Source organism: Sphingomonas sp. SP1, from assembly GCF_058313395.1.
Genome location: NZ_JBZFLC010000001.1, coordinates 1,445,755 through 1,465,165, shown reverse-complemented (window position 1 = coordinate 1,465,165; position 19,411 = coordinate 1,445,755). Strand labels below are relative to the sequence as shown.

Annotated in this window: 21 protein-coding genes and 1 tRNA gene; 13 read left to right on the top strand and 9 right to left on the bottom strand. The window is 66.1% G+C overall.

Features of this window, described 5'->3' with window-relative positions:
* The first annotated feature begins 91 nt into the window (after positions 1–91).
* A complete protein-coding gene (locus AC4GYS_RS07420; protein WP_491109375.1) occupies positions 92–1,414 on the top strand; it encodes an SLC13 family permease in 1,323 nt (440 codons plus the stop codon).
* Between the two features lie 6 nt (positions 1,415–1,420).
* Here the strand turns inward: AC4GYS_RS07420 and grpE are convergent, their stop codons facing one another.
* The gene (gene grpE, locus AC4GYS_RS07415; RefSeq protein WP_491108451.1) at positions 1,421–1,957 is read right to left on the bottom strand and encodes a nucleotide exchange factor GrpE; all 537 of its coding nucleotides are present in this window, start codon (positions 1,955–1,957) and stop codon (positions 1,421–1,423) included.
* A complete protein-coding gene (gene hrcA, locus AC4GYS_RS07410) occupies positions 1,958–2,989 on the bottom strand; it encodes a heat-inducible transcriptional repressor HrcA (protein WP_491108450.1) in 1,032 nt (343 codons plus the stop codon).
* 133 nt (positions 2,990–3,122) lie between these two features.
* Here hrcA and rph point away from each other — a divergent pair, with 133 nt between their 5' ends.
* Both rph and rdgB read left to right on the top strand, forming a co-directional pair.
* A complete protein-coding gene (rph, locus tag AC4GYS_RS07405) occupies positions 3,123–3,827 on the top strand; it encodes a ribonuclease PH (protein WP_491108449.1) in 705 nt (234 codons plus the stop codon).
* A complete protein-coding gene (gene rdgB, locus AC4GYS_RS07400; RefSeq protein ID WP_491108448.1) occupies positions 3,824–4,447 on the top strand; it encodes an RdgB/HAM1 family non-canonical purine NTP pyrophosphatase in 624 nt (207 codons plus the stop codon). Before rph ends, rdgB begins: the two co-directional genes overlap by 4 nt.
* A 28-nt stretch (positions 4,448–4,475) precedes the next feature.
* On the opposite strand, the gene AC4GYS_RS07395 is transcribed toward rdgB, so the two are convergent.
* Positions 4,476–4,997, bottom strand: a complete 522-nt coding sequence (locus AC4GYS_RS07395) for a CAP domain-containing protein (RefSeq protein ID WP_491108447.1) — start codon at positions 4,995–4,997, stop codon at positions 4,476–4,478.
* 170 nt (positions 4,998–5,167) lie between these two features.
* Between AC4GYS_RS07395 and hemW the strand changes: the two genes are divergently transcribed.
* Positions 5,168–6,415 carry a radical SAM family heme chaperone HemW gene (gene hemW, locus AC4GYS_RS07390; RefSeq protein ID WP_491108446.1) on the top strand — a complete coding sequence of 416 codons (1,248 nt, stop codon included), beginning with the start codon at positions 5,168–5,170 and terminating at the stop codon, positions 6,413–6,415.
* Here the strand turns inward: hemW and AC4GYS_RS07385 are convergent.
* The 5 genes from AC4GYS_RS07385 to AC4GYS_RS07365 all read right to left on the bottom strand — a co-directional run bounded on the left by AC4GYS_RS07385 (position 6,412) and on the right by AC4GYS_RS07365 (position 11,425).
* Complete coding sequence (locus AC4GYS_RS07385) at positions 6,412–6,726, bottom strand: hypothetical protein (RefSeq protein WP_491108445.1); 315 nt, start codon at positions 6,724–6,726, stop codon at positions 6,412–6,414. The genes hemW and AC4GYS_RS07385 overlap by 4 nt on opposite strands.
* Positions 6,727–6,787: 61 nt before the next feature.
* Complete coding sequence (locus tag AC4GYS_RS07380) at positions 6,788–8,851, bottom strand: S9 family peptidase (RefSeq protein WP_491108444.1); 2,064 nt, start codon at positions 8,849–8,851, stop codon at positions 6,788–6,790.
* A gap of 62 nt (positions 8,852–8,913) precedes the next feature.
* Positions 8,914–9,348 carry a DUF2497 domain-containing protein gene (locus tag AC4GYS_RS07375; RefSeq protein ID WP_491108443.1) on the bottom strand — a complete coding sequence of 145 codons (435 nt, stop codon included), beginning with the start codon at positions 9,346–9,348 and terminating at the stop codon, positions 8,914–8,916.
* 16 nt (positions 9,349–9,364) lie between these two features.
* Positions 9,365–10,834 (bottom strand): TolC family outer membrane protein, encoded by a 1,470-nt coding sequence (locus AC4GYS_RS07370; protein WP_491108442.1) that lies wholly within the window; start codon positions 10,832–10,834, stop codon positions 9,365–9,367.
* A gap of 12 nt (positions 10,835–10,846) precedes the next feature.
* Positions 10,847–11,425 (bottom strand): protein-L-isoaspartate O-methyltransferase family protein, encoded by a 579-nt coding sequence (locus AC4GYS_RS07365; RefSeq protein ID WP_491108441.1) that lies wholly within the window; start codon positions 11,423–11,425, stop codon positions 10,847–10,849.
* A gap of 176 nt (positions 11,426–11,601) precedes the next feature.
* Between AC4GYS_RS07365 and AC4GYS_RS07360 the strand changes: the two genes are divergently transcribed.
* From AC4GYS_RS07360 to AC4GYS_RS07330, 7 genes are all read left to right on the top strand, one after another.
* Positions 11,602–11,675 (top strand) — tRNA-Cys (locus AC4GYS_RS07360).
* A 119-nt stretch (positions 11,676–11,794) separates the two neighbouring features.
* Positions 11,795–12,556 carry a trypsin-like peptidase domain-containing protein gene (locus AC4GYS_RS07355; RefSeq protein WP_491108440.1) on the top strand — a complete coding sequence of 254 codons (762 nt, stop codon included), beginning with the start codon at positions 11,795–11,797 and terminating at the stop codon, positions 12,554–12,556.
* Positions 12,557–12,644: 88 nt separating this feature from the next.
* Positions 12,645–13,823, top strand: coding sequence for an acetyl-CoA C-acetyltransferase (locus tag AC4GYS_RS07350; protein WP_491108439.1), 1,179 nt, complete (start codon positions 12,645–12,647; stop codon positions 13,821–13,823).
* Between the two features lie 2 nt (positions 13,824–13,825).
* A complete protein-coding gene (locus tag AC4GYS_RS07345) occupies positions 13,826–14,143 on the top strand; it encodes a 2Fe-2S iron-sulfur cluster-binding protein (RefSeq protein WP_491108438.1) in 318 nt (105 codons plus the stop codon).
* 4 nt (positions 14,144–14,147) lie between these two features.
* Entirely contained in the window at positions 14,148–14,498 is a 351-nt protein-coding gene (locus AC4GYS_RS07340) for a YbaN family protein (protein ID WP_491108437.1), read from the top strand.
* A gap of 20 nt (positions 14,499–14,518) precedes the next feature.
* Positions 14,519–14,968, top strand: coding sequence for a copper chaperone PCu(A)C (locus AC4GYS_RS07335; protein WP_491108436.1), 450 nt, complete (start codon positions 14,519–14,521; stop codon positions 14,966–14,968).
* Positions 14,946–15,605 (top strand): SCO family protein, encoded by a 660-nt coding sequence (locus AC4GYS_RS07330; RefSeq protein ID WP_491108435.1) that lies wholly within the window; start codon positions 14,946–14,948, stop codon positions 15,603–15,605. Before AC4GYS_RS07335 ends, AC4GYS_RS07330 begins: the two co-directional genes overlap by 23 nt.
* Here the strand turns inward: AC4GYS_RS07330 and AC4GYS_RS07325 are convergent.
* On the bottom strand, positions 15,595–16,464 hold the full coding sequence (locus AC4GYS_RS07325; protein ID WP_491108434.1) for an alpha/beta fold hydrolase: 870 nt from the start codon (positions 16,462–16,464) through the stop codon (positions 15,595–15,597). The two genes, AC4GYS_RS07330 and AC4GYS_RS07325, sit on opposite strands and share 11 nt — an antisense overlap.
* 41 nt (positions 16,465–16,505) lie before the next feature.
* Here AC4GYS_RS07325 and AC4GYS_RS07320 point away from each other — a divergent pair, with 41 nt between their 5' ends.
* Both AC4GYS_RS07320 and astD read left to right on the top strand, forming a co-directional pair.
* Positions 16,506–17,894 carry a protein adenylyltransferase SelO family protein gene (locus tag AC4GYS_RS07320; protein WP_491108433.1) on the top strand — a complete coding sequence of 463 codons (1,389 nt, stop codon included), beginning with the start codon at positions 16,506–16,508 and terminating at the stop codon, positions 17,892–17,894.
* A gap of 46 nt (positions 17,895–17,940) precedes the next feature.
* Complete coding sequence (astD, locus tag AC4GYS_RS07315; RefSeq protein WP_491108432.1) at positions 17,941–19,368, top strand: succinylglutamate-semialdehyde dehydrogenase; 1,428 nt, start codon at positions 17,941–17,943, stop codon at positions 19,366–19,368.
* Positions 19,369–19,411 lie beyond the last annotated feature (43 nt).

Here is a 19,411-nt window from a genome sequence, read left to right as displayed (position 1 = left end):
AACAAGCATCGTCGTATCATGTTGTCACCGTGCCAGAACTGACGCGCGAGGGCGAGTGCAGGGGATCTAAAGTGAGGCGACAGGCCGGATGCTGAGTTTCGACCAGCTCGTCACCTTGCTGGTGCTGGTCGCCGTGATCGCCGCTCTCGTTGCCGACAAGGCCCGGGCCGACGTGGTCGCGCTCAGCGGAGCGGCGGTCCTGCTGATGAGCGGCGCCGTCCGTCCGGTCGAACTTCAGGGCGCATTCGCAAGCCCCGCCATCGTCGCGCTCGCGGCGCTGTTCGTGATCGCCTATGCGATGGAACTGAGCGGCCTACTGGACGCGGCCATCCGACGGGGGGTGGCGCTGTGCCAGCGGATCGGCTCGGCCGGTATCTGGGTCCTGATCGCCATCTCGGGGGCCGCCTCGGCCTTTCTCAACAACACGCCGATCGTCGTGCTGGGCGCGCCCGTCATCCGGGACGTCGCCTTGGCGATGGAACGCTCGCCCAAGCGGTACCTGATCCCCCTGTCCTATGCCGCAGTGCTTGGCGGCTGCATGACGCTGATCGGCACCTCGACCAACCTGCTGGTCAGCGACATGGCGGCAGTGTCGGGCCAGCCGCGCTTCGGCATCTTCGAGATCACGCCCGTCGGGCTGATCGTCGCTGTTGCCGGCGGCATTTATCTGTTCCTCTTTTCCGGCCGACTGATCCGAACGGAAGAGGGTCGGAAGGTGGTCGGCGCCCAGCAGGCTGTCGAGGCTGCCGCCGCCGAGCCTCCGGGCCTCGGCAGCGCGCAGCTCGGCTCCCCCCTGGCGTTCAGCGAGGAACGGCCGCTACAGCCGGGCAAGGCCATCCTGTCGGCGCTGATTTTTGTCGCGGTGGTCGGACTGGCGGCTTTGAATGTCGCGCCCATCGCCGCCTGCGCGTTCGCCGGCGCGGTTCTACTGATCCTGTTGAAAGTCATCACGGCGGACCAGGCCTATCAGGGCCTCAGGCCCGACATCCTGATGCTGATCGCCGGCATGGTCGTGCTCGGCATTGCGCTGGAAGAAACCGGATTGGCCGGTGCCGCCACCAAAGCGATCGTCGGATCGCTGGACGGCCTGTCGCCCTTGCTAGCTCTAGCCTGCCTTTACCTCGCGACGATGATCCTGACCGAGTTGCTGTCCAACGCGACGGTGGCAGTGTTGATCACACCCCTCGCGGTGGCGCTGGCCGAGGCACTCGGCGTCAGTGCCCGGCCGTTCCTGGTCGCGGTGATGATGGCGGGCAGCGCCGCTTTCGCAACGCCCTTCGGCTATCAGACGAATGTCCTGGTCTATCAGCTTGGCGGCTACAGTTACGGCGACTTCCTGCGCGTCGGGGTGCCGCTGAACCTGGTGACGGCGGCGGTTGCGATCGCCGCCATCCCGGTCTTCTTTCCGTTCTGACGCGGCTCAGCCGGCCTTCGCAACCCCAACCAGCGCCGGTCGCAGCAACCGGTCCTTCAGCATATAGCCCGCCTGCATTTCCTCGATGACCGTGCCTGGCTCGGCATCCGCCGACGGGATTTCGATCATCGCCTGATGCTTGTTGGGATCCAGCAACTGGCCCTTGGCCTCGATCCGCGCGATTCCGTTGCGCGCGAACACGGCGTCGAGCTCACGCAAAGTCGCCTGGATGCCCTCGACAAACTTGGTCGTGGTATCGTCGCCGCCCTCGGGGGCATGGCTCAGCGCCCGTTCCAGATGGTCGCGCACCGCCAGCATGTCGCGGGCAAAGCCGGTATTGGCGTAGGCCGCGGCCTGCACCTTTTCCTGCTCCAGCCGCCGCCGGACGTTCTGCACCTCGGCGGCCGCATAAAGCGCTTTGGACTGCGCCTCTTCCAGCTGCTTCTGCAGCTCGGCCAGCTGGTCATGTTCCTGCAGTTCGGGGGCCTCGGCGGCCGTTTCCTCGCGGATTTCCTCCGCTTCCTCGTGAAGCTTGTCGTTCATTTATCCCATCAATCTTGTGAGTGCTTGCGCCGTGTAATCCACCATGGGCACCACGCGCGCATAGTTCAACCGCGTCGGCCCGATGACTCCCACAACGCCGAGCACCTGGCCCTGGCTCCCGCGATAAGGCGCGGCGATCACGCTGGAACCCGACAGGGCGAACATCCGGTTCTCCGAGCCGATGAAGATGCGACAGCCCTGCCCGTCGCGCGCGCCTTCCAGCAGCCGCACGATTTCCTGCCGGTCCTCCAGTTCGTCCAGCAGTCGGCGAATCCGGTCGAGGTCGGCCGCAGCGCTCTCGTCGATGAGGTTGGCCTGCCCGCGCACGATCAAAACCGGGCGGGCGCGCGCATCCTCGCGCCATTCCGCAAGGCCCGACGCGACCAGCTCCGCTGCCGCCGCGTCCAGCGCCTCGCGCCGCTCATGGATTTCGGTGCGCAGCCGGGTCTCCGCTTCCGCCAGGGTCAGCCCCGACAGGCGGGCGCTGACATAATTGGCGACCTCGGCCAGTGCCGGCGCCGTTGTGCCAGGCGGGAGGACGACAACACGATTTTCGACGCTCCCATCGATTCCGACCAGCACTGCCAGCGCCTGGCCTGCCCCCAATGGCACGAACGACAATTGCTTCAGCCGCGGCTCGAGCTTCGGCGCGACAACGACCCCGGCGCAGGCCGAGATTCCCGACAGAGCCGCTGTTGCATTCGCCAGCGCCTCCTCGATCGGCCGGTCGCGCAGCTGCGCTTCGATCGCGGCACGTTCCTGTCGGCCCGGCAGATGCGCCTGCATGATCCCATCGACGAACAGGCGAAGCCCGGTTTCCGTCGGGATTCGGCCCGCCGACGTATGGGGGTGCGTCAGCAGTCCCCGCTCCTCCAGTTCCTGCATGACGGAGCGGATCGAGGCAGGGGACAGGTTGACGCTTCCGGTCAGGGTTTTGGACCCGACCGGCTGCCCACGTTCCAGGTAGGCCTCGACCACCAGCCCGAAGATCGAGCGCATGCGATCGGTCAGTTCGGTGATTGGCGGGGCCATATTTACCGTCATTGCGAGGAACGAAGAGCTGAAGCAATCCAGTCTTGAGTCGCAATATGGATTGCTTCGCTGCGCTCGCAATGACGGACGAGGGAAGCTAAGGCCCACGGCGAACCACTATCAGGAGATCCCCATGCGCCCTTCCGGCCGCGCGCCCGACCAGATGCGTGCCTTGTCCTTCGAACCCGGCTTCACTCGTCATGCGGAGGGCAGCTGCCTTGTCAGCTTCGGCGACACGCGCGTGCTGGTCACGGCTTCGGTCGAGGAAAAGGTGCCGCCGTTCCTGCGGGGCAAGGGACAGGGCTGGGTCACCGCCGAATATGGCATGTTGCCTCGCGCCACCCATACCCGCGGTACGCGCGAAGCGGCCAAGGGCAAGCAGTCGGGGCGCACCCAGGAAATCCAACGCCTCATTGGTCGTTCGCTCCGCGCGGTGACTGACCTGCCGAAGCTCGGCGAACGGCAGATCGTCCTCGATTGCGACGTCATCCAGGCCGACGGCGGCACTCGTACGGCAGCAATCTCGGGCGCGTGGGTTGCACTGCGGTTAGCGGTCGACGGACTGAAGCTGGCAACGGACCCGATCACGACCCAGGTGGCGGCCGTTTCCTGCGGCTTCCACCAGGGAACGGCGGTGCTCGACCTCGATTATATCGAGGATTCGAACGCCGGCTGTGACGGAAACTTCGTGCTGACGGCAGATGGCGGTATTTGCGAGGCGCAGGTGACTGCCGAAGGCGAATGCTATGACGAGGAAGGCCTGCTGCGTCTGCTGCGGCTCGCACGAATGGGCTGTAACGAGATTTTCGCGGCGCAGTTGAAGGCGGTCGGCCGGTGAGGAAGCTTGGTCCCAAACTGGTCATTGCGACCCACAACAGCGGCAAGCTTCGCGAAATCCGCGACCTCATGCTCCCGTTCGGAATCGAGTGCGTCGGCGCGGCGGAGCTCGATCTGCCGGAGCCGGAAGAGACCGGGACCACGTTCGTCGATAATGCCGACCTGAAGGCGCGTCAGGCCGCGGACCTTTCCGGTCTGCCCGCCCTCGCCGACGACAGCGGCCTCGTGGTGGAGGCCCTCGGCGGCCGTCCCGGCATCCATTCCGCGCGTTGGGCCGAGGACGCGTCCGGCAACCGAGACTGGGATCGGGCCATGCAGCGAGTCTGGGACGAGGTTCAGGCAGTCGGTCCCGACGCCAGCCACGATGCGCACTTCGTCTGTGCGCTCGCGCTGGCCTGGCCTGACGACGGCCAGGCCGAAAGTTTCGAAGGAAAGGTCCACGGCACCCTGGTTTGGCCGCCGCGCGGCAGCCAGGGCTTCGGCTACGATCCGATGTTCGTACCGGCGGGCTACGACCTCAGCTTCGGCGAGATGGAGCCCAGCCAGAAGCATTCGATCAGCCACCGGGCGGCAGCGTTCGAGAAGCTGGTGGCTTGGGTGGGAACGACCAGGCGGCGCTGACGACATGGCCGCGTGACGGTGCGCGCAGTCAGTCGCGTCCCCCGGCCATCTGCACTCCGCTGGCGTTCGGCACCAGCGCGACACCGTCCTTGTTGCCGGTCGGCGCGTAGCGGCACACCAGGTAATCGGTGCTGGCGCTGGACGCCACGGCACAGCCAATTTCCGTCGTCGTCGGCCAGATGATCTGCGTATAGTGCGCAACGGTGTGCCATGCACCATTGCGGGCGTTGTTGGGAAAAACGCCCGGCACGAAATGCTCGACTTCGTCCACCATCAACCCGATCATCACGTCGTAGCTGAACATGCCCCGCTGACCCCGCCATAGATTCTCGCCCATCTTGGCGCGCCGCCCGGCGGTCGTGTCATGGCCATAGACGCCGGTCGCCGCCATCTTCTGGGCATAGGCCCGCGCCTCGGCCGCGAGCATCGGGCTCCAGCTGACCGGCGGCACTCCGAACCGGCCGCGGGCATGGTTATGGAGGCGTAGCGCCGTACTCTGCAGCAGCGCATCCCCGCGGTCCGCGGGTGCAGGCCAGTTGGGGCTCGGCATTGACGGCGTCACGGCCGACCCAGCGGCGGTAGCCAGAGACGCAAACACGAAAGCGGCGACGAGGGTCTTCATGACCCAATTCTGCACCGCCCATGGTTAAGGCTTCGTCGCCGCCATGCCGTTGAATTTCTGTCCTACAATGGAGCATTTCGGCTAAGGAGCGCCTCGTCATGGATCGCCCTGTCTCCCTTTCCACCTCGACCGAAGCGCCCGGCGGATCGTGCCGGGGGCCCATCCATGGGGGACGTAATGTCCAGGTTGTCCAAGTTGAAACGCCGCCGCGTGCTGATCCCGATGCACTCGCTCTGTATGTCCATTGGCCGTTTTGCGTCAGCAAATGCCCCTATTGCGACTTCAACAGCCATGTCCGCGACAGCATCGACCAGTCGATCTGGCGCGACGCGCTGCTGCGCGACCTTGCCCATGAAGCAGCACTCCTGTCCGGGCGGCGCCTGACCAGCATCTTCTTTGGTGGAGGCACGCCCTCGCTGATGGATCCGGCGATCGTCGAGGCCGTGATCGAAGCCGCCACCAACAGCTGGCTCGCCGCGCCGGACCTGGAAATCACGCTGGAAGCGAATCCCAGCTCCGTGGAAGCGGCGCGGTTCGCGGACCTGGCGCTCGCCGGCGTCAACCGGGTCAGCCTCGGCATTCAGTCGTTCGACGATCAACAGCTGCGTTTCCTCGGGCGGACCCATTCCGCCGCCGAAGGCCTTGCCGCGCTGGATACGGCCCAGGGACATTTCGACCGGGTGAGCTTCGATCTCATCTATGCCCTGCCGGGCCAATCGCCAGACCAATGGGTCGGGACGCTTGGCAAGGCGCTGGCGCTGGGCACAGGCCACTTGTCCCTGTACCAGCTTACCATCGAACCGGGGACGCGCTTCGCAGCCTTGCATGCGGCTGGCAAGTTCGAGCCGCTCGATACCGACCAGGCGGCCGACCTGTTCGAGTTGACGGATGCCGTGACCGAGGCCGCCGGGCTGCCCGGCTACGAGACCAGCAATCATGCCCGACCGGGGGAGGAAAGCCGGCACAACCTCGCCTACTGGTGTTATGGCGAATATGCCGGGATCGGACCCGGCGCCCATGGCCGTCGCCTGGGCATGCGTACAGCGCGCCATCGCAAGCCGGAAAACTTCCTGTCGGCCATTGCCCGCAACGGTCATGGCCTGGCCGAAGAGGAGCTCCTCAGCTCCGCAGAGGCCGCCTCGGAAGCCCTTGTGATGGGGCTGCGGTTACGGGACGGAATCGATCCGGACGCGCTTGCCCGCCGATTCTCCCGTCCCTTGGTGGACGACGCGGCGGTTGCTCGCCTTGAGGCTTTGGGGCTCCTCAAGCGTGAACCAGGCCTCCTTCGCCTGGAGCCGGGCGGCCGCCTGTTGCTCGACCGCATTCTGGTCGAGATCGCCGCCTAATTACTATTGCGCGCGGCGTAATTCCCGCGCGCGGTCTCGATAAAATCGTCGATGGTGAACTGCGCCCCTTCCGCCGCAGACCTGCGGCTGGCGCCGTTCTTGATGTCGAAGGCGATCATGGCCGACTTCAAGGCTTCTTCCTGGGCGGTGCACCGTCCCTTGGCATAGGCGGCAAACCCGTCCACCGGCACCTCCGGCGGCTTGGCCGTGCTGGCCGCTTCCCGCAGGCAGCCGACGAAGGCCGAACGAGACGAATCGATCGCTCCCGCCGTCGGCGCGGCAGCAAGCGCGATGACGAATAATGAGAACATGCCCCAGTCCTCCCGATGAAAGGCTGCAGCATGACTCGTTACGGGTCCGTTGGGAAGAGGCCTACTGCGCTGCGGCCGGTGCGGTCCACTGGTCCATCCAGCGCTGGACCTCGGCGTACCATTGGATGGAGTTGTTCGGCTTCAGCACCCAGTGGTTTTCATCCGGGAAGCGCAGCAGGCGGCTCGGCACGCCTCGCCGCTGCAGCGCAGTGAAGGCGCCGATCCCTTGGGTATAGGGCACGCGGTAATCGCGATCGCCGATCACGATCAGGTTCGGCGTTTTCCAGTTCCCGATATGATTGAGCGGGTTCCAGCGCTCATATTCCTGAGGCACCTGGTACGGAGGCCCGCCATTTTCCCATTCGGTGAACCACAATTCCTCGGTCATGTAGCCCATCGATCGGGTGTCGAAGATGCCGTTGTGAGTGACCAGGCACTTGAACGCATCCGGCCAGCGGCCTGCAATCCAGTTGGTCATGTAACCGCCGTAGCTGCCGCCCAGCGCGCAGGCGCGATTGCCGTCCAATTGCGCGTCGCGGCTGAGCGCGAAGGCCCAGCCCTTCTGCAGGTCTTCCAGCGGCTTGCCGCCCCAGTCCTTGTTGATGCTATCGGTAAAGGCCTGCCCATATCCGGTAGAGCCATGGAAATCGACGCTGACCACCGCATAGCCCGGGCCCGCGAAGACCCGCGGGTTCCAGCGGTAGGACCAGCTGTTGTTGAAGCTGCCTTGCGGACCTCCGTGGATGATGAACGCCACCGGCAGCCGCGCCGCGGCGGTGGCGGGGCCTGCAGGCTTCAAGGTATAGCCCCAGACCTGGTCGTTGTTGGCGCCGGCAAAGCTCCATTTGGCGAACGCCACCGCATCGAGTTCGGCCAACCGCGCGACGTTGACGTTGGTCAACTGGGTCGTGCGGCCGCGTCTATCCAGCCGGTACAGATCGTCTGGCTTCTGCACGGAATTCATTGCGAACAGGATGCTCCCGTCGCGAAGCGGCCGGGCGTTATGCGCGGTCCCCTCACGGGTCAGCCGGGTCACCCGCCCGCTCGCCACATCCACGCGGAACAGCGGGTTTTCCAGTGTGTCCTGCGCATCGACAATGATGCTACGGCCATCCGGGGCCCAAGCGATGGATGCGACCGACCGGTCCCACCCCTGCGTCAGCGCTCGGGTCCGGCCCGTGGCGATATCGCGCAGCATCAACACCTGCCGATCCGCCTCGTAGGTCGGGCGCGCCATGGCCACGTAGGCCAGCGTGTGGCCATCCGGTGAGACGGTGGGCAGGTTATCGACCGCATCGTTCGCATCGGTCAGGTTGGTCGGCGGCGCGGAACCGTCGGCAGGAACGGAGAAGATGTCGAAGTTGGTCGACGTAGGCTCGATCCGTCCCGCCTCGCGAAGGGCGAAGAAGATCGTTCGCCCATCCTTGCTCCAGTCGATCTCCTCGCCGCCGCCGAACGGCTTGGAAGGCGTATCGCCAACCAGCTGGCCGGTGAGGCGAACCTCCGGCCCGCTGATCCGGCCGTTGGCCAGCGGAAAACTGTAGATGCGCGAACGTGTGCCCGGCTCGGCCCACGTATCCCAGTGTCGCACGAACAACTGGTCGAACACCTGGCCTGTCCCCGGGCCCTTGGCCGCAAAGGTGGTCGCGGCGCAGACGAGGTCGGGGCAGTCCGGCCGGTCCGCCCAGATGATCACTCGGTCGCCGGTCGGAGAGATTTTGAAGCCGGAGATGTCGACCGGAAAGTCGCTGACCTTCTCGGGCGCGCCGCCGATCGCCATGCGGTGAAGCTGATCGCGTTCACCGGCCTTCATCATGAACCAGACTGCACCGTCCGGTCCCCACACCGCACTATTGGCGTTGGTGTTGGCGAGCGCGGCCACCGGCTGTGGCTGGGCGCCGCGCCTGGTGAGGTCCAGAGTGTAGAGGGGATTGATGCGCCGATTGGCGGCAAGATCGCTCTGGGAGATGGTGAACAGGGCTGTCCGTCCATCGGCCGAGACTTCCGCCGCGCCCAGGCGGCGCATCGACTGCAGGTCGGTCGCGGTCATCGGCCGGGCTTCGACCGTTGCAGGGATAGCGAGTGCGGCAAGGGCCACGGCGGCGAGCAAGCGGGTGTGGATCATGGCAAGGAGGGGTAGCAGCGCCGCGCCGGTGCGCAAGAGGCTACCTCCTGCGCGCGGCCTCGTCAGAAACCCTGGCCAGTTATCCGGCTGATTTCCCGCTTCACATGCTCATCGACTATGGCCGGCAGGTTCTGGTCCAGCCAGTCTTTCAGAACCGGGCGAAGCATTTCCCGGACCATCGCTTCAAGCGGGTTCGGCTGCGGCGGCGGAGCAGTGGCGGCTACCTGCTGCAAGGTGACCAGCTTCTCCCGTGCGATCTCGGCAGCGTCGGAGGAAACCAGCGGGGGGCCGAGGTCGACTTCCGGCAAAGCCATCTCGACCTCTTCCTCCGCGACCAGTTCGTCGAGCTCCAGCACCTCGTCGGTTGGGGTTTCTGCCCCCTCCGCCTCCGCCTCTCTCCGCCGTACCGGAGTGACGCGCAGATCCTTTTCCTCCTGGATCACTTTCTTGATCGAGGCGAGGATGTCTTCCATCGATGGGTCTTGGCGGTCCTGCATGGACACGATCTTATGCTTATCGCGGGGGCTGGGCCACCCCCGCCGGCGGGCTCGCCGGCAGTTCGGACGCCGTTGGAGTGCGGGTGGACGCAGGATCACGCGGGCGTTCGCCCGACCAATCGCTCCAGGATCCGGAGACCCGGCGATAATTGCCGGTGGGATCGTACAGCGCTCCCCCCTCCAAGCCGAGGTCATCGGCCTCGGCCTGCCCCATGGAGTTCAGCAGCTGGAACCCGGCGACATACGCATCCCGCCTAGCGGTCACGAGTTGGACCTGCGCGTTCAGCAACTCCTGCTCGGCGTTCAGCACTTCCAGCACCGTGCGTGTGCCCACCGTACGTTCCGCGCGCGCGCCTTCCAGCGCCAGTTCATTGGCCGATACAGCAACCTGGTTGGACGCAATCGCCCGCTGCGCCGCGTCATATGCCGCAAAAGCCGAGCGGACGTTGGCGACCACCGCGCGCTCAGTACCGATGGTCTGCTCCAGCAGCTGGCTCTGCACCGCTTGCGCCTGCCGGATGCGAGCCGCCGGAGCGCCACCCTGGTAAAGCGGAATGCGAGTGTTGAGGCCGATACTGGTTTCGGTACCTGCCCGAGGCAGGCTCCGTCCCGTCGTGAAGTCGGTGCCTACGTCGCCGGAGATGGTGTTCACGTAGGTGCCGGACACGACCCCCGATACGGTCGGGAGACGATCGGCACGAGCGACCCGGACGTCCAGCCCCGCGGCCTGCGCCTGCCGAACCGTGGCAATGATGTCGGGGTTTTGCACCAGCGCGATGCGGACCGCCTCATCGGCAGTTGCCGGAAACGGCGGCAGCGGCGGCGGCGGGGCAAGCGCGTCGGGTCGGCGACCGACGACCCGACGATAATTCTCCTCGCTTGCGGCAAGCCGCGACTGGGCGGTGGCAAGCTGCGACCGCTGCAGGCTCAGGCGTGCTTCCGACTGAGCGACATCGGTGCGAGTGACGTCTCCGATCTCGAACCGGTCGCGGGTTGCTTCGAGGTTGGTGGTGAGAACGCGGATCTGGTTTTCGTTCAGTTCCACGATGGCGCGGTCGCGAATAACGTCCATGTAGGCGGCGACCGCTTCGGTGAAGATGTCACCCTCCACCGCGCGCAGCGTGGCGCGACCGGCCTCCACCCGCGTCTGCGCCGCCCGGACCGAATTGCGCACCCGCCCGCCCTGGAACAGCGGCAGGCTGAGGTCCACGCCGCCCGAAAGCTGCGGGCCCTTGCTGCTCCCGTTGTCGAGGATCCCGGAGCGGGTGAGATCACGGTTGACCCCAACCGACGCTGCAACCTGGGGACGGCCGGCCGCCCGCGCGATAGCGACGGTGGTGTCCGTTGCCCGGAGGGATTCACGCTGCGCGTTGAGGGTCGGATTGGCGCGGTAGGTCGCCACCAGCGCCTCCCGTAGCGTGTCGGCACTCGCCGGCGCCGGCACGACCAGGGCGCCAAGCGCCACGGTGGCAAGAAGATGCTTCACTGGGACAGGCTCCTAGAAGGTGAAAACCGGCGGGCGGGAGAATCCGGGCAGCGGAGCCGCCGAGGCATCGGCGATCGACCTGACGCCGAATCCGGCCCCTGCGCTGCGGCCGATGACCAGTCGCTGAACCCCGTTCTCGATCAGGCAGGCCCCAAGCCGTCCACCCTCGCTGAGCTGCGCGACGATGGCGTCGGGGATGAATTCGACTGCGCCGTCGATGACGATGACATCATACGGACCACCGCCCGCCAGGCCCTGGGTGAGGTCGCCCTCATCCACCAGGCGGACATTAAGGCCCATCTGCGCCAACACCGCGGCGGCATAGGCGGCAGCAGGCCCGATCACCAGCGCGCGCTCACCCGGTCGGGCCTCGATTTCCGTCAGCATCCGCCCGAGCGTGGCGGGCGGATTGAGGAACTTTCCCTCCCCCAGCGGCACCGGCCGGTCCATGTAGGCGATGGGCCGTGCGTCTTCGGGAACAAAGCGCTCGCGCGGGACGCTCGCCATCGCGGCGATCACCAGCGGGTCGCTGACCGCCTCCGGCCGCAACTGGCTGTCGATCATCGCTCGGCGGGCCTTCTCGTAATCCATTCTCATCCTCTGTCAGTAGCTGTCTTATTTCAGTAGCACAGCCGCTTGGCAATCGTCCTTACACGGGGGTGGGGGCAAGCCTCAAGCGAACGAATGTTCGTTGGTCGAAGGCCAGGCCAGCTGTGTCGAGAATCGTTGACAGATGCGCGCGGCGCGGCCACTGCGCCCTCCCGCACGGCCCGATGGCGGAGTGGTTACGCAGAGGACTGCAAATCCTTGCACGCCGGTTCGATTCCGGCTCGGGCCTCCATCTTTCCGCACAAGCCCCCCCTCGACAGGTCGAGCGACGACGCCTTGGCGCTGGCAGGCTAAACGGCCTGGTAAGGACTTCTGGCTAGACCCTCCGGATACGCAACCGGAGTTGTCCACATGTTCCGCTGTCTCCTTGCCATCGCGCTGGTGCAATCGTCGGTTTGCGCTGCGACGGTGTTCGACGCGGACGACCGGGTGCCGGTTCGGACCGGATCCTTGCACTCGGGTACCATCGGAACGGGCGTTTACGCCGACCGGCAGACGACCGTTTTCCTGGTCGATGCCTGCTATGCCGTGACGGCCCAGCACCTGATCAGCGCCAATTCCGATCCGATCGGCCAACAGGCCCAGCTTTTGCTTGGGAACGATCGGGTGAACGCTCGCGCCGTTCGGGCCGGCCACATGGAGCGGCGTCAGAACCCGGCGGACTTTTCCAGCGACTGGCTGTTGCTGCGTCTCGACCGCTGCCTCGACGATGCCCCGGTGGTCCAGCTGGCAGCCGATCCGTTAAGCGACCCAGGGGCAATTCTTCAGGCGGGCGGCAAGCTGGCTGCGGTCGGTTTCCCAAGCGACGTGCGCCGGCTGATGGTCGACCCCGACTGCCGCATCCGCGCCGTCGCGGCAAACGGATGGCTGAACGATTGCGCGGCCCATCCGGGGTCGTCCGGCAGCCCGTTGTTCATCGAGAAGAACGGGCAGCCGATGGTATTCGCCATCCAGGCGGCCGGCTTCGTTTCGAACGTGCCGGAAGCGTTCACCGCCGAACGCGCGAACGTTGCGACATCCGTCTTCGCCGTCCGGCAGGCCTTGCTGTCGGAAAAGGCCCGCGCCGCGTATCCCAGGCTGGCCATGCGGACCAAGCGCCGCTGGTTCTGGTGACCGCCGGCCCCGCCTGATCCCTGCCCTTGGAGCGGCCCTTCGGTTGCTCTAGTGGTTCCTGAGTTGGGTTTTCCATTCGCAGGTGATCATGGCCGAAGCTTACATCGTCGCTGCCGCCCGAACTGCCGGAGGCAAGCGCGGCGGCGCGCTCAAGGACTGGCATCCCGCCGACCTCGGCGCGCAGGTGCTCAATGCATTGGTCGACCGTACGGGCGTGGACCCCGCGGCCATCGAGGACGTCATCGCCGGCTGCGTGGGACAGGTCGGCGAGCAAAGCTTTCACATCGGGCGCAACATGGTGATGGCCTCGAAACTGCCCGACAGCGTTCCGGCCGTCTCCATCGATCGCCAGTGCGGGTCATCCCAGCAATCGCTCCATTTCGCCGCCCAGGCGGTGATGAGCGGCACCCAGGACGTGGTGATCGCGGCTGGGGTCGAGAGCATGACGCGCGTGCCGATGGGCCTGCCCGTGCTCCTTCCGATGCAGGCCGGGATCGGCATCGGTCCTTGGCCTCAGTCGATCAAGGACCGCTACGGCGTTAACGAATTCAGCCAGTTCACCGGCGCGGAGATGATCGCCCGAAATTACCGGATGACCCGCGAGGAGCTCGACGGCTTTGCGCTGGAAAGCCACCGTCGCGCAGCCGCAGCCGCCGGACGCGGTGACTTCGATGATGAGATCGTTGCGCTGGAAATCACCGATTCCGAGGGGAACAGGGTGCGGCATAGCCGCGACGAGGGAGTTCGGACCGACGCCTCGCTGGAAGGGCTCGCCGGCCTGAAGACGCTCACGCCTGACGGCGTCATCACCGCCGGTAACGCCAGCCAGATCTGCGACGGCGCCTCGGGCGTCATGGTGGTGAGCGAGCGGGCGCTGAAGGACCACGGTCTGACCCCGCTTGCCCGGGTCGATCAGTTGACCGTCACCGCCGGCGACCCGGTCATCATGCTGATGGAGCCGATCCCGGCCACCCGGCGCGCGCTGGAACGGTCCGGGCGGAAGATAGAGGACATCGACCTTTATGAAGTGAACGAGGCCTTTGCCCCCGTTCCCCTCGCCTGGTTGCGGGAGATCGGCGGCGATCCGGAGCGATTGAACGTCAACGGCGGCGCCATTGCGCTTGGCCACCCGCTGGGCGCCAGCGGCACCAAGCTGATGACGACCCTGCTTCATGCCCTGAAGAAGCGCGGCAAGCGCTTCGGTCTTCAGACAATGTGCGAAGGCGGGGGGATCGCCAATGTGACCATCGTCGAGGCGCTCGGCTGACCATGCCGTCGATCGCGGTTACGACGCGGGACGGACGGACGAGGCAACTGACCGGTCAAAGCGGTCGGTCGCTGATGGAGAATCTGCGCGGCGGCGGGATCGAGGAAGTCCTTGCGCTGTGCGGCGGCTGTTGCTCGTGCGGGACCTGCCACGTCTATGTCGATGACAAATGGCTGGCCGCACTGGCGCCGATGCGACCGAACGAGGATGAGCTGCTCGACATGAGCGACGTTCGGCAGCCCGGCAGTCGCCTGTCGTGCCAGATCATACTCGACGACACGCTCGACGGCATTGCGGTCACGGTCGCACCCGAAGACTGAGGAGGTGCGGCGGGCGCTCTACCTCGCCGCGGGCGGCCTGTTCCTGGCGGTTGGTACGATCGGGATGGTGGTGCCTTTGCTGCCTACCGTCGTATTCTGGATCATTGCCGCCTGGTGCTTCGGCCGGTCGGATCCGCGGCTGGAAGCCTGGCTTCTCCGCCACCCGACCGTCGGACCGCATATCTGCAGCTGGCGTCAGCGGGGAGCGATCAGCCGCCCCGGAAAGTGGGCGGCATCCCTGGCGCTTGCCGCGAGCGTCGCGGTAAGCACATGGCTCCTGCCCTTGCCGCTGCTATTGGTGCCGGTGGCGATCTGTTCGATGGCAGCTGCCTTCATCTGGACCCGGCCGGACTAGCCCCCTAGATAGCGCCGATCATGCGTTTCATCCTTCTCGCCGCCGCTGCTGTGGCGTTCGCGGTTCCAGCTGTCGCACAGGCGCCCACGTTCCACGTCGGTGGCTGGGCGCGGGCAACCATTGCTGGCCAGGCCGGGTCGGTGGCTTATCTGTCGATCCACAATGCGGGTCCCGGCGCCGACCGGCTGCTGGCGGTCTTGAGCCCCGTCGCGGCCCGCGCGACCCTTCACGCGACCAGCACCGCGGGTGGCGTCATGCGAATGCGCGCCGCGCATGCCCAGCCGATCGCACAGGACGGCATGATCCAGATGAAGCCTGGCGGCCTCCACATCATGCTGACGGGTCTCCGCGCGCAATTGAAGCCAGGCAGCCGCTTGCCGCTGACCCTCCGCTTTCAGCGCGCGGGCCTCGTTGAGACCTCCATTGCAATTCAGATGAGTGCCCCCAATGCCGGACACGCCCGTCATTAATCCGCCGCGGACGACCCTGCAAAAGGTCCGCCTGGCGATCTGGGCGTTGGTGGCGCTCGGCGCAGTGGCGCTTGCCTTTCTGCTGCTCCGCCCGGAGCCACAGCTGGGCCAGACGACCCTGACCCGGGCCGAACCCGGAATGCCTGGCTTTACCCTTGGCGGACCGTTCACCCTGACCGGGGCCGACGGTCGGCCGTTCAACAGCGCCGAAGCGCTTGCGGGCAAGCCTTACGCGCTGTTCTTCGGCTTCACCAATTGCCCGGACGTCTGCCCCAACACGCTCGGCCGCTTGGCGCAGTTGCGACAGCGCCTGGGCAAGGGAGATGGCGCCTTCCAGATCGTATTCGTCTCGGTCGACCCCGAGCGAGACACGCCCGAGGACGTCGGCAAATACGCCCAGCTGTTCGACACGCCGATCATCGGCCTGACCGGCACCCGCGAGCAGATCGACCGGGTGGCGAAGCAGCATGCCATCTACCAGGCCAGGGTGAAGGACGAAGACGCTCCGGACGGCTACACGGTCGACCATGGCGCATCGGTCCTGCTGTTCGGACGCGACGGCAAGTTCGTTGGTACGATCGCCCAGGAAGAGGGCATGGAGCCGGCGCTCGACAAGCTGCGCCGGATCAGCGCCTAGCCAGCACCCGCTCGAGCAATCGGTCGAGCGCCTGAAGCGATTCGGGCTCGTCGAAGCTAGGCGCGTGCCCAACGTCGGCGATCGTCACCAGCTCTGCTTCGTCGCCCAGCTCTCCGATCATCCGCTCGGCGACATCGGCCGCGAACAGATCGCTGGTCGCGCCTCGCAGGACCGTGACCGGCTTGCCGCCGAGGCCGGCCAGCAGCGGCCACAGATTGGGCTGCGTACCTTCATTGGCTTCGCCGAATGGCTTGGCGATCGCCATGTCGTAATCGAGGAAGACCGTGCCGTCTTCCTCCCGGCAGGTCCGCCGGGCAAATCGCTTCCACTCTGCTTCGCCCCATCGCGGATAAACGTCGCCCATTCGCTCGGCGAAGTTGCTGGCGGCGTCGGAGAAGCTGTTCCACGTCGCCGGCTTGCCGACATAAGTCCGGATGCGCTCGATTCCCCGCGGGTCGACCTCCGGGCCGATGTCGTTGATGAGCGCGCCCGCGATCCGCTCCTCGTCGGTCGCGGCCAGCAACATGGTGACCAGCCCGCCCAGCGAGGTGCCGATGAAAAGCGCGTCCGCAATGCCGAGCTGATCGAGCAATTTCAGCACGTCGGACACATAGGTCTTGGGGTGATAGCGCATGGGATCGGGGTCGGGATCGCTCATCCCACGGCCGCGGAAATCGAGTGCGATCAGCCGCCACCTGCCGCCGACATGCTCGGCGATCGGCTCGAAATCGCGCCCGTTCCGGGTCAGGCCGGGCAGGCACAGGATCGGCGGCTGATCGGCCGAGCCGCCTTGATAATCGCGATAATGGAGCCGAACGCCGTCAGCGCTGTTGAAGAAGCGATCCTCGTACGCTGCCACGCGTATTTCCCCTGTTGTGACCAGCCCCCTATCAGGACCAGATGCCCCAAGCGCAAGCCTATCGACCCGATCCGGCGATTTTACAGCTCGGGCCCGCGTTCTTCGACCCAGTGAAGCCGGCCGAGTTTCCGGCGGCCGTCCCTCGCTTCCTCAATCGGCGCGCCGCCGAGACGGTGGGCTTGGGCGAGGTCGACTGGGCGGCGCACTTTCATCGGTTCGAGCCGCTTCCCGACAACCTGCCGGAACCATTGGCGCTGCGCTATCATGGGCATCAGTTCCGCTCCTATAATCCCGAGATCGGCGATGGCCGCGGCTTTCTCTTCGCTCAGTTGCGGGGAGGCGACGGTCGCCTGCTGGACCTTGGCACGAAGGGGTCGGGCCAGACGCCCTACAGCCGCTTCGGCGACGGACGCCTCACCCTGAAAGGCGCGGTCCGGGAGGTGCTGGCGACGGAGATGCTGGAGGCGCTTGGCGTCAACACCAGCAAGAGCTTTGCCGTATTCGAAACGGGCGAGGCGCTTAGTCGCGGCGACGAGCCCTCCCCAACCCGGTCGGCGGTGCTGACCCGCCTCAGCCACAGCCATATCCGGATCGGCACCTTCCAGCGCCTCGCCTATTTCGAGGAAGTGGCCGATCTTGCGCAGCTGACGCGCTACTGCCTTGCGCAGCTTTATGATGAACAGCCGAGCGGCGACGACGCCGCGGACGCACTCCGATTGTTCGATCTGGTTGCCGCCGCGACGGCCGGCCTAGCCGCGAGCTATCTGGCGGCGGGTTTCGTCCATGGAGTACTCAACAGCGACAACATCAATATCACCGGTGAAAGCTTCGATTATGGCCCGTGGCGCTTTACGCCCGAATGGGACACGGGCTTCACCGCCGCCTATTTCGACCAGAGCGGCCTGTATGCGTTCGGTCGTCAGCCCGAGGCGATCCAGTGGGACGTCGCGCAGTTGGCCGGCTGCCTCGCGTTGATCGCCGACCCACCGGCGTTGAGCGCGATCCTTGAAGACTGGGCCGACCGCTTCCATCGCGCGCTCGCTGCTGCCCTGCTGCGGCGGCTGGGCGTTTGCCAGGCGGACGGCGACGGCGATCGGACGCTTGCTCGAACCATCATTCAGGCTCTGGCCCTGCGAACGGCCACGATCGATCGCTTCTTCTTCGACTGGCGCGGCGGCCGAGTTCCTGAGCGCGCCGAATATGAAGGCGAAGTGTTTCGGTCGCTGGCGCAGCAGCTGGAGGGCCGGGAGCAGCCGGCCGGCCACCCTTACTGGTCGGACGATCGGCCCTGTTCCATGCACATCGAAGAGGTCGAGGCGATCTGGGAGCGCATCGCCACTGACGACGACTGGTCGCCATTCGAGCAGAAAATCGCCGCCATCCGCCGCATGGGCGATGCTTATCGCGCCGACGCCCCGGGCCGCCCTTGACCTTGCCCGCGCCCCATGCTCGGAGACGGCGCGACAGGGAGGGCGGATGAGCGAACTGCTAGTTTCGTACGAGCCGGCGACTGGCGCGGAGCTATGGTCCGGCCCGGTGGGCGATGCCGCCGCCGAGGTCGCTGCCGCCCGCGCCGCATGGCCAGGTTGGGCGGCGCAATCGGTGTCCTTCCGGATGGAGGCGGTGCGCCGCTTCGCCAATGTCGTCCGCGCCCGCGAGGCGCAATTCGCCGACCTCATCGCGCGCGAGACGGGCAAGCCTTTGTGGGAAGCCACGACCGAAGTCGGCGCCGTCATCAACAAAGTCGACATCTCGATCAACGCTTATTCGGAGAGAACGCCGACACGTCGGCTCGAAGGGGCGCTGGGGAGCAAGGTTGCGGTTCGGCACAAGCCACATGGCGTCCTGGCAGTGCTGGGGCCGTATAATTTCCCTGCCCACCTGCCGAACGGACACATCATCCCGGCGCTGATCGCCGGCAACGCGGTGGTCTTCAAGCCATCGGAAAAGACCCCGGCGACCGGCGCCCTGCTGGTCGACTGCCTGCACGAGGCGGGCATTCCCGAGGGTGTCGTGCGCCTTCTGATCGGAGGGCCCGATGAGGGTCGGGCGCTGGCGGGACAGGATGGGATCGACGGTCTGCTATTCACCGGCTCCGCCCGCGCCGGCATGGCCCTGCACCGGCAATTCGCCGAGACACCGCACAAGATTCTCGCGCTTGAGCTTGGCGGCAACAATCCGCTGGTGGTCTGGAACGCCAAGGACGTCGAGGCGGCCGCAGTCATCGCAGTGCAATCGGCCTATCTGTCGGCCGGACAGCGGTGCACTGCCGCCCGCCGCCTGATCGTGCAGGAAAGCGAAGCCGACGACCTGGTCGCTTCCATCCTGAAGCTGCTCGACCGGATCATCGTCGGACAACCCCACGGCGACCCGCAGCCCTTCATGGGTCCGGTCATCGACGTGGCCGCGGCCGATCACTTGCAGGAGCAGTTCCTGGACCTGATGATCCGTGGCGGCCGGGTGATCCGTCGCCTGGACCGGCCGGACGAGCGCACTGCGTTCCTTACCCCTGCGCTGATCGATGTGACCGGCATCGAGAATCTGCCGGACGAAGAATTGTTCGGACCGGTGCTTCAGCTGATCAGGGTGGCGGAGTTCGATACCGCCATCGACGAGGCGAACAACACGCGGTTCGGCCTGGCCGCCAGCCTGATCGGCGGATCCCCCCAGCTTTACGACAAATTCTGGGCGAACGTCCGCGCGGGTGTGATCAACTGGAACAAGCCGACCAATGGCGCCCCGTCGAACGCGCCCTTCGGCGGCGTCGGCCTGTCGGGCAATCACCGGCCAAGCGCCTTCTATGCCGCGGATTATTGCGCCTATCCAGTCACCAGCAGCGAAGCGGAGATTGCGCGCGCCAGCATTGGCGAGGGGTTAAAGGACCCCAACATGCTGGAAGACTGAGCTTCCAACTAACGACGGGCGTTCGCGAATTCTGCAGGCTTGC

Bases quoted from the DNA above. Each gene is read 5' to 3' on its own strand.
- rph (WP_491108449.1), top strand. From the start codon at position 3,123: ATGCGCCCTTCCGGCCGCGCGCCCGACCAGATGCGTGCCTTGTCCTTC.
- hrcA (WP_491108450.1), bottom strand. From the start codon at position 2,989: ATGGCCCCGCCAATCACCGAACTGACCGATCGCATGCGCTCGATCTTC.
- AC4GYS_RS07380 (WP_491108444.1), bottom strand. From the start codon at position 8,851: ATGATCCACACCCGCTTGCTCGCCGCCGTGGCCCTTGCCGCACTCGCT.
- AC4GYS_RS07375 (WP_491108443.1), bottom strand. From the start codon at position 9,348: ATGCAGGACCGCCAAGACCCATCGATGGAAGACATCCTCGCCTCGATC.
- astD (WP_491108432.1), top strand. From the start codon at position 17,941: ATGAGCGAACTGCTAGTTTCGTACGAGCCGGCGACTGGCGCGGAGCTA.
- AC4GYS_RS07330 (WP_491108435.1), top strand. From the start codon at position 14,946: ATGCCGGACACGCCCGTCATTAATCCGCCGCGGACGACCCTGCAAAAG.
- AC4GYS_RS07335 (WP_491108436.1), top strand. From the start codon at position 14,519: ATGCGTTTCATCCTTCTCGCCGCCGCTGCTGTGGCGTTCGCGGTTCCA.
- AC4GYS_RS07365 (WP_491108441.1), bottom strand. From the start codon at position 11,425: ATGGATTACGAGAAGGCCCGCCGAGCGATGATCGACAGCCAGTTGCGG.
- AC4GYS_RS07355 (WP_491108440.1), top strand. From the start codon at position 11,795: ATGTTCCGCTGTCTCCTTGCCATCGCGCTGGTGCAATCGTCGGTTTGC.
- AC4GYS_RS07350 (WP_491108439.1), top strand. From the start codon at position 12,645: ATGGCCGAAGCTTACATCGTCGCTGCCGCCCGAACTGCCGGAGGCAAG.
- AC4GYS_RS07345 (WP_491108438.1), top strand. From the start codon at position 13,826: ATGCCGTCGATCGCGGTTACGACGCGGGACGGACGGACGAGGCAACTG.
- AC4GYS_RS07320 (WP_491108433.1), top strand. From the start codon at position 16,506: ATGCCCCAAGCGCAAGCCTATCGACCCGATCCGGCGATTTTACAGCTC.
- AC4GYS_RS07385 (WP_491108445.1), bottom strand. From the start codon at position 6,726: ATGTTCTCATTATTCGTCATCGCGCTTGCTGCCGCGCCGACGGCGGGA.
- grpE (WP_491108451.1), bottom strand. From the start codon at position 1,957: ATGAACGACAAGCTTCACGAGGAAGCGGAGGAAATCCGCGAGGAAACG.
- hemW (WP_491108446.1), top strand. From the start codon at position 5,168: ATGGATCGCCCTGTCTCCCTTTCCACCTCGACCGAAGCGCCCGGCGGA.
- AC4GYS_RS07395 (WP_491108447.1), bottom strand. From the start codon at position 4,997: ATGCCGAGCCCCAACTGGCCTGCACCCGCGGACCGCGGGGATGCGCTG.